The organism is Myxococcus guangdongensis, assembly GCF_024198255.1.
Classification (GTDB): Bacteria; Myxococcota; Myxococcia; order Myxococcales; family Myxococcaceae; genus Myxococcus; species Myxococcus guangdongensis.
On record NZ_JAJVKW010000005.1, the window covers coordinates 288,993 to 301,725 of the forward strand.

Sequence of the window (12,733 nt, forward strand, 5' to 3'; positions counted from 1 at the left end):
CGATAGGATGGCGAAGCAGAAAGAGTCGCGCTGAACCCCCCGGTGGAGTCTTTCCCCCCCTCCCCCACGGAGCCCCCGGTTTGAATCGCCACAGTTTGCTGCTCGCGCTGTGCCTGGTGCCTGGTCTGGCATCCGCGCAGAGCCAGGAGGGCATGGGACTCGACCTCACGGAAGAGACCCAGCCCAAGTCGGAAGAGTCCACCACGCCACCGCCGGCGGAGGAGGCCGCGCCCGCGAGCACGGCCACGCGCCCCGTCGAGGAGGAGGCTCCGCCTCCCGAGGCCTTGATGCCGCTGACGGACATCACCCAGGAGGATCGGGTGAAGAGCGTCCAGCGCAAGGTGTATCGGAAGAAGGGCCGCTTCGAGCTGACGCCGCTCATCAGCATCTCCGTCAACGATCCGTTCTATTCGAAGGTGGGCGTGTCGGTGCGAGGCGCGTACTACCTGGCGGACACGCTGGCCATCTCGGCGCGTGGCTCGCTGATGCAGGTGGTTCCGTCCGACGACGTGCGCACCGCCAAGCGCACCTTCAACAGCAAGATCTACAACTCGGTGCCCCAGTGGTCCGCCATGGGCGACGTGGAGTGGAGCCCGCTGTACGGCAAGGTGGCGTTCCTCAACTCCATCCTCCACTTCGACGGCTACCTGCTGGCGGGTGCGGGCGTGGTGAACACGGAGACCTCGTCCCTGCCAGGCCGCGGGCTCAACCCGGCCGCCGACCTGGGCCTGGGCATGCGCTTCGTCGCCCAGGACTGGATCGCCGTGAACGTGGCGCTCATCAACACCTCCTACGTGGATCAGCCCCTGGGTAGCGCCAAGGGCGCCGTGCAGAACGTCATGACCCTCAACGCCGGCATCTCGCTGTTCCTGCCCTTCCGTTCGACGGGGAGGGACGCGGAATGAAGCCTGTCTTCCGTTGGCTGCTCGCGTTGTGTCTGATGGCGCCGGTGCTCGCGCACGCGCAGGCCTCCGAGGAGGAGGAGGCCGGCGACGTGTCGGAAGTGGACAAGGACCGCCTGGGCCCGCTGCGTGAGCGGGTGCGTCCGGTGTCCGGTCACGTGTTCCTGAAGAAGGGCCGCTTCGAGTTCAGCCCGTCCGCGACGCTGTCGCTGCGCGACGCCTTCTTCACCAAGTACATCTTCGGCGGCACGCTCACCTACCACCCCATGGAGACGCTCGGCGTCAGCCTGCGGCTGGGCTACGCGGTGACGTCGGTGGCGGGCGCGGCGCAGATCTGCACCTTCTCCGACGGCACGGATGGCTCCACGCGCGGCTGCGCGTCGCCGACCATGAACGACCTGGACGGTCAGGCGCCCGGGCAGCTCAAGCTCTTGGGCGGCGTGGACGTCCAGTGGGCGCCCATCTACGGCAAGCTGTCGCTGCTCGCCGAGAAGTTCGTCCACTTCGACCTCTACGGCATCGTCGGCGCGTCCGTCGTCCAGTACCGGGGACCGGACCTGGATGACACCACGGCCCTGCTGGCGAAGAACTACCTGACGCCCGGCGGCAACGTGGGCGTGGGCCTGCGCTTCTTCTTCAACCGCTGGGTGTCGCTGCGCACCGAGGTGCGCGACCTCATCTACGTGGAGAAGAGCCGCACCTCCGACAGCTACCTGCGCAACCAGCTGATGTTCGAGCTGGGTGTGTCCTTCTTCTTCCCCTCGTCCAACCCCGAGTCATGATGCGTTCCTTCAGGCTCATCCGTCTTGCCGTCCTCGGGCTCGCGCTCGCGTGGACGGCTCCCTCCTACGCCCAGAGCTTCGAGGGCCTGGACCTGGGCGGTCAGTCCAAGTCCAAGAAGAAGAAGGGCGCGAGCTCTTCCAGGTCATCCAAGGCGTCCAAGTCCGCCAAGGGCTCCAAGTCCGCCAAGGGCAAGAAGAAGAACGGGCGCGGCAAGGCCGCTCCCGCGGTGGACGACACGCCGGACGAGGACGAGTCGCTCGCCTCGCCCGCGCCCGTGGAGGCCGCTCCCTCGGCCGTCACGGCTCCGGCGGCGACGCCCGCCGCGACCACCTCCACGCCCGCGACGCCTCCGGCGCCCACGCCCGCGGCCCCTCCGGCGCAGGACAGCTCCGGCGGCTTCGGGCTGGACCTGACGCAGCAGGAGGCCCCCAAGACTCCGGCGCCCACCATGTCGTTCGACGCGGTGGACGTGTCGGGCAAGACGGCGGACCGTCAGCGCCTGGACGTGGCGGTCAGCCTCTTCAAGAACGACGAGTACGAGAAGGCCTCCATGGCGGCCCACGAGCTGCTGGCGGACCCGAAGCTGGCGGGTCTGCACACCGAGGCGCGCTACGTGCTGGCCAAGTCGCTCTACCGCATGGGCATGTACCACTCGTCGCTCGGCGAGTTCTCGAAGATCCTCTCGCTGGGACCCTCGACCAAGTTCTTCAAGACGAGCCTGGAGTGGCTGTTCTTCATCAGCCGCAAGACGAAGAACGAGACGGTCATCCTCGATGAGATCGCCCGGCACGCGAACCAGGAGTTCCCGGAGAAGTACCGCAACGAGTTCCGGTACCTGCTGGCGCGCTACCACTTCGTGCGCGGCCGCGCGCTGGACCAGGTGGGCCAGACGGCGGACGCGGACAAGAGCTTCAACGAGGTGAAGCGGCTGACGCTGCTCATCCCGAAGACGGACGTGTTCTACCCCCGCGCGCGGTACCTGGACGGCATCGCGTCGTTCCGCAACGGCAGCCGTCAGAAGGACGCGGCGTCCAAGCGCGGCAACGGGGAGATGCTCGCGTCGGTGGAGGCGATGAAGGAAGTGGTGCGCCTCACCCGCCCGATGGCCGGCAAGTCCGCGGACCAGGCCAAGGCGGACAAGTCCCTGCGTGAGCTGGCGTTCATGCAGCTGGCGCGCACGCACTACGGCATGCAGCAGAACCGCTACGCGCTGTTCTACCTGGGCAAGGTGGAGCGCGGGAACACGCAGTGGCTGGAGTCGCTCTTCGAGTCGAGCTGGGCCAACTACCGCGTGGGCCAGTACGAGCAGGCGCTGGGCAACCTCATCACCCTGTCGTCGCCCTTCTTCCGCGAGGAGTACTTCCCGGAGGCGCTCATCCTCAAGGCGGTCATCTATTACGAGAACTGCCGCTACCGCGAGTCGAACATCATCCTCCAGGACTTCGAGCGCACGTACCTGCCGGTGCATGACCAGCTCGAGGGCCTGGTGAAGAAGGACATGGAGGCCTCGGCCTACTACTCGGTGCTCTCCGACGTGCAGAAGAAGAACAAGGAGGGGCTGGAGAAGAACGACACCGACCTCATCCTGGAGCGCATCCTCCGCCTGGCCCTGACGGACCAGGACCTGCGCAAGACGAACGACTCCATCCTCGAGCTCGAGGGGGAGATGGACGCCTTCGCCAGCCGCGGCGACACCTTCAAGTACTCCGAGCTGTCCAAGCAACTGCTCGAGGAGCTCAAGGTGCAGCGCCTGAGCCTCACCTCCAAGGCCGGCATCATGGCCAAGGGCAAGCTGGAGACGGAGCTCGTGGCGCTCAAGCAGCTGCTCGCCAATGGCCTGCGCATCAAGTTCGAGACCACCACGAAGGAGAAGGAGTTCCTGGAGGAGCAGCTCAAGGCGGGCGGCCGCACGGCCATCGTCAAGAAGTACCGCTTCTCCGTGGCGGTGGCGGACGACCAGCTCTATTGGCCGTACGAGGGTGAGTACTGGCGCGACGAGCTGGGCACCTACCAGTACACGCTGACCAAGGGCTGCATCGACCGGGACTCGGCGAACCGCAGCGTCCAGTCGGCGGAGGCCCTGTAGCGGGAATCCCCGCGTCGAATCGTCGCGGGGGGCTCGCACGGAGCGCCTTTTCGACCGCCGGAGCGCTATCTTCCGCGCTCCGGCGGTTTTTCATTTCAGGCAAAGGGAGCTACGGGTGAGCCGGACGGCGTCACTGCGCGTCGTCTTCGGAATCGTGTCGCTGGACCTCATCGGGTTCGGCATCCTGATTCCGCAGCTGGGCGTGTACGGAGTGAAGTTCGGGGCGTCGCCCTTCACGGTGGGCCTGCTCATCTCCGTTTTCTCGTTGATGCAGCTCATCGCGGCGCCGGTGCTCGGGCGGCTGTCGGACAAGTACGGCCGCAGGCCCGTGCTCCTGGCCAGCCAGGTGGGCTCGCTGGTGGGCTACCTGCTGTTCGCCGTGGCGCACTCGCTGCCGCTGTTGTTCCTGGCGCGCGTCATCGACGGCATCTCCGGCGGCAACATCGCCACGGCGCAGGCGGTGGTGGCGGACATCACCAAACCGGAGGAGCGGGCGCGGGGCATGGGCGTCATCGGCGCGGCCTTCGGGCTGGGCTTCGTGCTGGGGCCCGCGCTCGGGGGCTTCCTGGGCGCGTGGGGCGGCAACCTGGCCATCGGCCTGTTCGCCGCGGGGCTGGTGGCCGTCAACCTGGTCTGCACGTACCTGTTCCTGCCGGAGTCGCGCGCGCCGGGCGGACCGGAGGGCCACGCGCGCACGCTCAAGGGCGTCGCCCAGGCGCTGCGGCTGCCCGTGGTGGCGAAGTGCCTGGTGCTGATGCTGCTGTTCACCACGGCCTTCGCCCAGATGGAGGGCACCTTCTCCGTCTACCTGCTGACGCGCTTCCTCTCCTCGGGGCCGGTGGCGCTGGAGGAGGGCGGCCTGTTCCTGCACGCGGTGCGCACCGACGCGGCGGTGCTGAAGGAGGCCAGCCTTCGCGCCGGCTGGCTCTTCGCCGTGGTGGGCATCCTCAGCGCGCTGGTGCAGGGTGGGGTGGTGCGCCGGCTGGTGGGCAAGGAGGGCGGCGGCTCCGGGCGCGAGGCGCAGGTGGCCCTGGCGGGCTTCGCGGTGACGGCGATGGGGCTGGCGCTCCTGCCGCTTGCCCCCACGTATGGGTGGCTGTTCCCCGTCATGGGCCTGTTGGCGGTCGGCTCGGCCCTGACGAACCCGTGCCTGTCCGCGCTGGTCTCCCTCCATGCGCCGGCGGACCGGCTGGGCGCGGCCCTGGGGGGCTTCCAGGCGGCGGGCTCGCTGGGGAGAATCGTGGGCCCGGCGCTGGGCGGGTGGCTCTTCACCCGTCTGGGGCCTGGGGCGCCGTACGGCACGGCGGCGGGAATGCTCGTCGTGGGGGCGCTGGTGGCGGCCTCGTTGGTGGGGCAGGCAAGAATGGCAGGCGCGAGGGCCCAACAAAGGTCGTAAGATGGAGGCCATGGTGGTCAAGCAGCCGCAGCCCGTGACGATTGCCTTCGACGTGATGGGGACGGACCATGGGCCCGCGGAGGTGGTGCGCGGCGCCGCGCAGCTCTCCCTGGACTCCCCCCACATCCATGCGTTGCTGGTGGGGGACCGCACCCTCATCGACAACGCGCTCGCGGAGACGAAGCACAACGGCGAGCGCATCTCCGTCCAGCATGCCTCCGACTTCGTGGGCATGGACGAGAAGCCCGGCGAGGCCCTGGCGCGCAAGCCCAACGCCTCGGTGGCCGTGGCCGCCAGGCTCGTGGCCGAGGGCGAGGCGCAGGCGCTGGTGTCCGCGGGCAACACGGGCGCGGGTGTGCTCGCGTGCGCGCGGCACTTCCAGCTCATCCCCGGGGTGCGCCGGGCGGCGCTCGCCACCGTGTACCCCACGCGCTCGGTGCGCGGCGCGAAGGAGGACCCGTTCTCCCTCATCCTCGACGTGGGCGCCACGGTGGAGGCCACCGCGGATGACCTGGTGACGTTCGCGGTGATGGGCTCGAACTACGCGCGCATCATCTCCCGCAACGAGCGGCCCAAGGTGGCGCTGCTCTCCAACGGCGTGGAGCCCCAGAAGGGCCCGCCCCGGGTGGTGGAGGCGCACGCGCGGCTGTCGGAGATGAAGGACATCCACTTCATCGGCAACGTGGAGGGCATCGACATCCCCAAGGGCACCGCGGACGTCATCGTCACGGACGGCTTCGTGGGCAACGTGTGCCTGAAGATGCTGGAGGGCGTGCACGAGACGGTGGTGGAGCTGGCCCAGTACGCCTACAAGGAGAGCCTGCGCTGGCGCGCGGGCCTGGCCATGCTGTCCAGCGGCATCCAGCGCATCAAGGACATCACCGACTGGAACCAGTACGGGGGCGCGCCCATCCTCGGGTTCGACCGCATCTTCATCAAGGCGCACGGGCGCTCCAAGGCGCACGCCATCGCCAACGCGGGCAAGGTGGCCGCCAAGGTGGTGGCCAACAACCTGGGCAACGCCATCCGGGAAGGCCTCCAGAAGTGAGTCTGCCGGACCGTATCGATCCGCGGCCTCCGCGGCGCATCTACCGCTGGGACCTGGACAAGACGTACCTCCAGACCGACTTCGACTCGCTCCGGGACTTGCTGCGCACCGCGTTCCAGAAGGCGCACGAGAAGGTCGCCGTCCCGGGGGCGAGCGCGCTCATCCGCGAGCTGTCGGAGAGCGGCGATTCGCGGCTGTGCATCGTCTCCGGCAGCCCCAAGCAGATGCGCGCGGTGCTGGAGGAGAAGCTCAAGCTGGACGGCGTGCGCTGGGACGAGTTCGTCCTCAAGGACAACGTGGGCAACCTCTTGCGCGGCCGCTTCCGGGCCCTGCGCGGGCAGGTGGGCTACAAGCTGCCGGCCATCCTGGAGAGCCGGGTGAAGGCGCCCGCGGAGGCGGAGGAGGTCCTCTTCGGGGACGACGCGGAGGCGGACGCGTTCATCTACTCGCTCTTCGCGGACCTCATCGCCGGGCGCGTGGACGAGCGGGTGCTGTCGCAGGTGCTGGAGGCGGGCGGGGTGTACCCGGACGACGCGGAGCGGGTGCGCGCGGCGTGGAAGCAGATTCCGGTGGCGGACCCGGTGCGGCGCATCTTCATCCACCTGGACAAGCTGACGCCGCCCGCGCACTTCACGCCCTACGGGCCGCGCGTGGTGCCCATCTTCAACTACTTCCAGGCGGCGCTGGTGCTGCTGGCCGACGGCCACCTGTCTGCGCCCCAGGTGCTCAAGATCGCCGTGGAGATGGTGCAGACGGCCGGCCACAACATCATCACCCTCTCCAACTCCTTCCAGGACCTCTTGCGCCGGGGCCTGCCGCTGCAGCAGGCGGCGGTGGCGCTGTCCCAGGCGCTGGAAGGGCCCAACAAGCTGTTGGCCGCCATGCGTCCGATGCCGGACATCCTGTCCGCCTTCAGCAAGCGGCTGGCCGCGCTGGGCACCCCGCCGCCCCCACCGCCAGTGCAGGCGGTGGACTACGTGTCCCTCATCCACCACGCGCTGCCTCGCAACCACAAGGGGCGCACCCGGCCCTCACCTGGTGGGTAGGGCGGGCAGGGTCGCTCGCCAGCCCCTTGTCCAGGGGGGCGGGCGCACGGTGCTTGGGACGTTTCCAGAACGTTTCGGTCCGTACCAGTGTTGATACCCAGGCAGAGTCCGCAGGCGGGCCTCGGGCCAGGGGCCGGTGTCCGGCGCCCAGGTCGATACTCGTGGCGGACCCTATTAACGGCCTGGAGCGAACTGGAACCGGATGTCCTTCGACGCTGCTTCGAATGCGCGGATGAGCCCCTTCTCGCCGGACGAGCGGAGGGTGGGGCACTGTCGCTCCACCTGCCCGGTGGGCTCGCTGAAAGGGCGCTACTCCCTCCCGGGGCGGATGCGCTATAGACGGCTGCCCCTGAAGCGCCCCGTGCGGGGTGTCCAAGGCGATGACGCGAGTTTTGACTGAGACGCCGCCTGCCGGCGGTCCCCCGCCACCTGCGCCCGATTTTGACGCGCGCGAGGTTGCCTCCTTCGAGGCGGCGGTGGGCTCCAGGCGCGGCGACCAAGAGGTTTTCTACATGTCTTCCAATCTGGAGCTGACGGCGGCCCCCTCGGAACAGGCGACTGCCCCCGAGAACGAGGCCACTGCTTCCGCCCCTTCCGAGGTCGAGTCCCCATCCCCCCTGCTGGCCCAGTCGGCCCCCACCGCCCGAGCGCCGGAGCCCCCGTCGGAAGACGAGGCGGACGACGACGAGGATGACGACGACGAGGCGGACGCGCTCGACGCGGGCTTCGACGACCCGGTGCTGGGCGCCGCCGCGGAGGTGCTCGCGGCCGCGGAGGCGCAGGACGCGGCCGAGGCCGCCGCCGACGAAGAGGTGGAGCAGGTGCCCACCGTGCTCGAGCCCGAGCCCGAGCCGACCCCCTACGAGCGCGAGCTGCACGCGCCCCACGTGCGCTCCACCGGCGAGCCGGCGGAGATCGACCCGGACGAGCTGGACCCGGACGCGCTCAAGGTGGTGCTGCGGCTGCATCAGCACGGGCACCAGGCGTACCTGGTGGGCGGCTGCGTGCGCGACCTGCTCCTGGGCCGCAAGCCCAAGGACTTCGACGTGGCCACCAGCGCGCACCCGAACGAGGTGCGCGCCATCTTCCGCAACTGCCGGCTCATCGGCCGTCGCTTCCGGCTGGCGCACGTCTACTTCAAGGGGGGGAAGATCATCGAGGTCTCCACCTTCCGCGCGAACCCCACGGAGCTGGAGGCCGCCGCGCCGGCCGCGCCGGAGGACGGGGAGAGCGGCGAGGGGGATGACCTGCTCATCACCCACGACAACGTCTTCGGCACCGCGCAGCAGGACGCGCGCCGCCGCGACTTCACCATCAACGGCCTGTTCTACGACGTGAGCGAGGGACGGGTCATCGACTACGTCCGCGGCCGGCGTGACCTGGACGAGCGCTTCATCCGCACCATCGGCGACCCCGAGGTGCGCATGCGCGAGGACCCGGTGCGCATCCTCCGCGCCGTGCGCTTCGCCGCGAAGCTGGACCTGGACATCGAGTCGCGCACGTACGCGGCCATGGAGGGCGCGGTGGAGGACCTGCCGCGCTGCGCGCCCGCGCGCCTGTTGGAGGAGACCTTCCGCCTCATCCGCGGTGGGGTGTCCGCGCCCGCGCTCAAGCTGCTCGACGCGCTCGACGCGCTGAAGCTGCTCCTGCCGCCCGTCAACGCGTACCTCAAGCAGCACGGCAAGGAGGGCGAGAAGACCTTCTACGCCTTCGCCCAGGCGTTGGACCGCCGGGTGGCCGCGGGCGAGCCGCTCGACGACGCCATCCTGCTGGCGGCGCTGCTGGTGCCCATCAGCCACTCTGCGCCTCCGGCCGAGCCGCAGGACGGGGGCCGTCCGTCGGTGTCGCAGGTGGTGGAGGAGCTGCTCGCGGGCTTCGTGCAGTCGGCCCGGCTGCCGCGCCGCATCGCCGAGCGCTGCCGCATGCTGCTGCTCGCCCAGCGCACGCTGTCGGGGGAGCGCCGTCGCAAGAGCGCGGCCTTCCGTCGGCACCCGCTGTTCGGCGAGGCGCTCACCGTGTTCGAGATGTCGGTGGAGGCCACCAGCGAGGGGCGTGAGCAACTGGAGGCGTGGAAGGCCGGCGAGGTGCCGCAGCCGCGCGCCGAGTCCTCGGATGGAGAGGGTGGCTCGGAGCCCGGTGGTCAGCGCAAGCGCCGCCGCCGTCGTCGTCGTCGTCGTTCCTCCGGTGAAGGGGCCGCCTCGGCGGGTTCTTCCGGCTCGGGCGCCGGCGAGGCGTGAGCACGCAGGCGCCGCGCGCGGACGAGTCCCGTGCGCGCGTCTACGGCGGGCTGGTGCTGGGCGTCGTGGCCGTGTCCTGGGCCGCGCCGCTCATCCGCTTCGCCGAGGCCCCGTCGCTGGCCATCTCCGCGTGGCGCCTCACCTTCGCCGCGGCGCCGCTGCTGGCGCTCGCGTGGGTGCGAGGGCGCTCGGAGCTGGCCTCCTTCTCCTGGCGCACGTGGGGCTGGCTCCTGGTGTCGGGGCTCGCGCTGGCGCTGCACTTCGCGACGTGGATTGCGTCGCTCCAGTACACCACCGTGGCCAGCTCCGTGGCGCTCGTCACCACGCAGCCGGTGTGGGTGACGCTGTTCGCGTGGCTCGCCTTGTCGGAGCGCGTGGGCTCGCGGGGCGTGGCGGCGCTGGTGCTGTGCCTGTCGGGCAGCGTGCTCATCGGCGCGCGGGACTTCGCGGCCGGCGGCACGGCGCTGTGGGGGGACTTGCTCGCCGTGGCCGGGGCCATCATGGCGGCGGTGTACTTCGTCGTGGGCCGCCGCGTGCGCGAGTCCATGTCGCTGGGCACCTACGTGGGCGTCGTCTACGCGGTGGCGGCGGTGGCGCTGCTGCTGGCGCACGGCTTCGTCGACTCGCCGCTGACGGGCTTCTCGTCGCGCACGTGGTGGGTGCTGTTGGGGCTGGCGCTGGTGCCGCAGCTCATCGGCCACTCGCTGCTCAACGCTTCGGTGCGCCACCTGTCCGCGCCCTTCGTGGCGGTGGCCTCGCTGGGGGAGCCCGTGCTGTCCACGCTGTGGGCGGTGCCGCTGTTGGGCGAGACGCCGGACTGGGTGCAGCTCGTGGGCGGCGGGCTCGCGCTGGTGGGCGTGCTGGTGATGTCGCGGGACGAGGCCGCGCGGCAGCCGCCTCCTCCGGACATGGTGCCCGCGGCGGACTGAGGGCCAGGGCCTCAGCGCTTGGGCGGCGTCTTGTCGACGGGGCGCTCGGAGCGGTGCGCGTCGTCGCTCGGGGCGTCGCTGCCGGCGATGTCCGCCGTCGTGATGGCCTTGCTGCCGAAGCGGTCGGCGATGCGGTCCAGCGCGGCGTTGAGCTTGGCCGTGCGGGGCGGGGCGGCCGGGAACAGGCCGAGCTGCGGTGGGGCTTCGTCGAGCTGCACGCTCACCCCGGTGAGGCGGATGGGCTTGCCCTCGTGCGCGCGCTCCAACAGCTCCAGCGCCGCGCGGTAGAGCGTCTGTCCATCATCCGTCACCTCGCGCAGCGTGGTGCGGCGGGTGAGCAGGGTGAAGTCGGAGAGCTTCAGCTTGAGCTGCACCACGCGCCCCTGCACGCCCGCGCGCCTGAGCCGCCGCGCCACCCGCAGGGCCTGCGCGTGGATGTGAGGCTTCAAGGCGTCCACGCCCACCAGGTCCTCCTCGAAGGTGTCCTCGGCGCCCACGCTCTTGGCGGCGCGGTCCGGCACGACGTCGCGCGCGTCGATGCCCTGGGCCAGCTCCCACAGGTGTCGGCCGCTGGTGCCCAGCCGCTGCTCGAGCCACGCCACGTCCTTCGTCGACACGTCGCCGATGGTCTTCAGCCCCGCGCGCTGGAGCGCCTCCTCCGTCTTGGGCCCCACGCCCCACAGCCGCGACACCGGCAGCCCCGCGAGGAAGGCCACCGTCTCCTCGGCGCGCACCTCGCGTTGTCCATTGGGCTTGGCCAGGTCCGAGGCAATCTTCGCCACGAACTTCACCGTGGCGATGCCCGCGGAGGAGGGCAGCTGGAGCTCGTCCGCGATGTCCTTGCGGATGCGCCGCGCGATGTCCGAGGGCGCGCCGAACAGGCCCACCGAGGCGGTGACGTCCAGGAAGGCCTCGTCCAGTGACAACGGCTCGATGAGCGGCGTGTAGCGCTCGAAGATGGAGAAGACGTGCTCGCTGGCCTCCGCGTAGGCGGGGAAGCGTGGCTTCACCACGATGGCGTGCGGCGCGGCCTTCATCGCGCGGGCCATGGGCATCGCGCTGCGCACGCCGAAGGGTCTGACTTCGTAGGATGCGGCGACGACGACGCCCCGCTGCGCATGGCCGCCCACGATGAGCGGTTTGCCCTTCAGGGCCGGGTTGTCCCGCTGCTCCACGGACGCATAGAAAGCGTCCATGTCCACGTGGATGATGGCTCTCATTGCAAGAGCCACTCTACCGGCTCTGTCTGACGTTTCCGGACTCGTAAGACGCTCCAGGTCAGGGGCGCTCGCTGTCGAGCATGTGCATCTGCTCGGCCCCATACCGCTCGCCGGTGAAAGCCACCAGAGACTCGAGGGCGGAGACGTCCTCGCGGGACAGCGGACGTGCCAGGGCGGCGAGCGCGTCCTCGAGCTGGGCGACGCGGCGGGCGCCGATGATGGGGACGAAGCCGGGCTGACGCGCGAGCACCCAGGCGATGGCGAGCTGTGCGGGCGACAGGTCCCGCTCCTGGGCGAAGCGGTGCAGCGCCTGCACCGAGGCCTCGTTCGTCGCGCGGTGCTCGCCGCTGAAGCGGGGCAGGTGCGCGCGGAAGTCCCCCGCGCCAGCGGGCTTGCTGCCCGTGAGCAGGCCGCGCGAGAGGACGCCGTAGAGCGTGGCGCCGACCCCCATCTCCCGGAGCGCGGGGAAGAGGTTCGTCTCCGGGCCCCGGCTCGCGAGGGAGTATTCCAGCTGCACGTCGACGATGGGATGCACGCGCTGGGCGCGACGCACCGTCTCCGCGCCGACCTCCGACAGGGCGATGTGGCGCACGTAGCCGGCCTTCACCAGCCCGGCGATGGCGCCGATGGTCTCCTCGATGGGGACGTTCGGGTCCAGGCGGGCGGGCCGGTAGATGTCGATGACGTCCACGCCCAATCGCTTGAGCGAATAGGCGGCGAAGTTCTTCACGGCCGCGGGGCGCAGGTCGATGCCGCCCCAGCTCCCATCCGGTCCGCGCAGCGCGCCGAACTTGACGGACAGCCGCACCTTGTCGCGGCGTCCGGCGATGGCGCGGCCCACGAGCAGCTCGTTGTGCCCCATGCCGTAGAAGTCCCCGGTGTCGAGCAGCGTCACGCCGCGCTCCAGGGCGGTGTGAATCGTGCGGAGGCTCTCCGCGTCGTCCGTTGCCCCGTACATCCCGGACATGCCCATGCAGCCCAGTCCGAGCGGGAAGACCTCCGGTCCCGTGCTCCCCAGCTTCACCGTGTGCGTCGTTGCCATGCGTGTCTCCTGGTTCGGTGTGACGCGGGAAAGGTGAGGCATCG

10 protein-coding genes are annotated in these 12,733 nt (G+C 70.2%); 8 read left to right on the top strand and 2 right to left on the bottom strand.

Annotated elements, in window-relative coordinates; all coding sequences use genetic code 11:
- The first annotated feature begins 80 nt into the window (after positions 1-80).
- From LXT21_RS17750 to LXT21_RS17785, 8 genes are all read left to right on the top strand, one after another.
- Entirely contained in the window at positions 81-905 is an 825-nt protein-coding gene (locus LXT21_RS17750) for an outer membrane beta-barrel domain-containing protein (protein ID WP_254039330.1), read from the top strand.
- On the top strand, positions 902-1,684 hold the full coding sequence (locus LXT21_RS17755) for an outer membrane beta-barrel domain-containing protein (RefSeq protein ID WP_254039331.1): 783 nt from the start codon (positions 902-904) through the stop codon (positions 1,682-1,684). The genes LXT21_RS17750 and LXT21_RS17755 overlap by 4 nt, the downstream gene beginning before the upstream one ends.
- Positions 1,681-3,771: an adventurous gliding motility protein GltC gene (gene gltC, locus LXT21_RS17760; protein ID WP_407666995.1), complete on the top strand. Its 2,091-nt coding sequence runs from the start codon at positions 1,681-1,683 to the stop codon at positions 3,769-3,771. Before LXT21_RS17755 ends, gltC begins: the two co-directional genes overlap by 4 nt.
- A 115-nt stretch (positions 3,772-3,886) precedes the next feature.
- Positions 3,887-5,167, top strand: coding sequence for an MFS transporter (locus LXT21_RS17765; RefSeq protein WP_254039332.1), 1,281 nt, complete (start codon positions 3,887-3,889; stop codon positions 5,165-5,167).
- 1 nt (position 5,168) lies between these two features.
- A complete protein-coding gene (gene plsX / locus LXT21_RS17770; protein WP_194869621.1) occupies positions 5,169-6,215 on the top strand; it encodes a phosphate acyltransferase PlsX in 1,047 nt (348 codons plus the stop codon).
- Positions 6,212-7,261 (top strand): phosphatase domain-containing protein, encoded by a 1,050-nt coding sequence (locus tag LXT21_RS17775; protein WP_046712794.1) that lies wholly within the window; start codon positions 6,212-6,214, stop codon positions 7,259-7,261. The genes plsX and LXT21_RS17775 overlap by 4 nt, the downstream gene beginning before the upstream one ends.
- A gap of 512 nt (positions 7,262-7,773) precedes the next feature.
- Positions 7,774-9,498, top strand: coding sequence for a polynucleotide adenylyltransferase PcnB (gene pcnB / locus LXT21_RS17780; protein WP_254039333.1), 1,725 nt, complete (start codon positions 7,774-7,776; stop codon positions 9,496-9,498).
- Positions 9,495-10,427 (top strand): DMT family transporter, encoded by a 933-nt coding sequence (locus LXT21_RS17785; protein WP_254039334.1) that lies wholly within the window; start codon positions 9,495-9,497, stop codon positions 10,425-10,427. The genes pcnB and LXT21_RS17785 overlap by 4 nt, the downstream gene beginning before the upstream one ends.
- A gap of 11 nt (positions 10,428-10,438) precedes the next feature.
- On the opposite strand, the gene dinB is transcribed toward LXT21_RS17785, so the two are convergent.
- Positions 10,439-11,647, bottom strand: a complete 1,209-nt coding sequence (gene dinB, locus LXT21_RS17790) for a DNA polymerase IV (RefSeq protein WP_254039335.1) — start codon at positions 11,645-11,647, stop codon at positions 10,439-10,441.
- Positions 11,648-11,705: 58 nt separating this feature from the next.
- Positions 11,706-12,689: an aldo/keto reductase gene (locus LXT21_RS17795; protein WP_254039336.1), complete on the bottom strand. Its 984-nt coding sequence runs from the start codon at positions 12,687-12,689 to the stop codon at positions 11,706-11,708.
- Between the last annotated feature and the right edge of the window lie 44 nt (positions 12,690-12,733).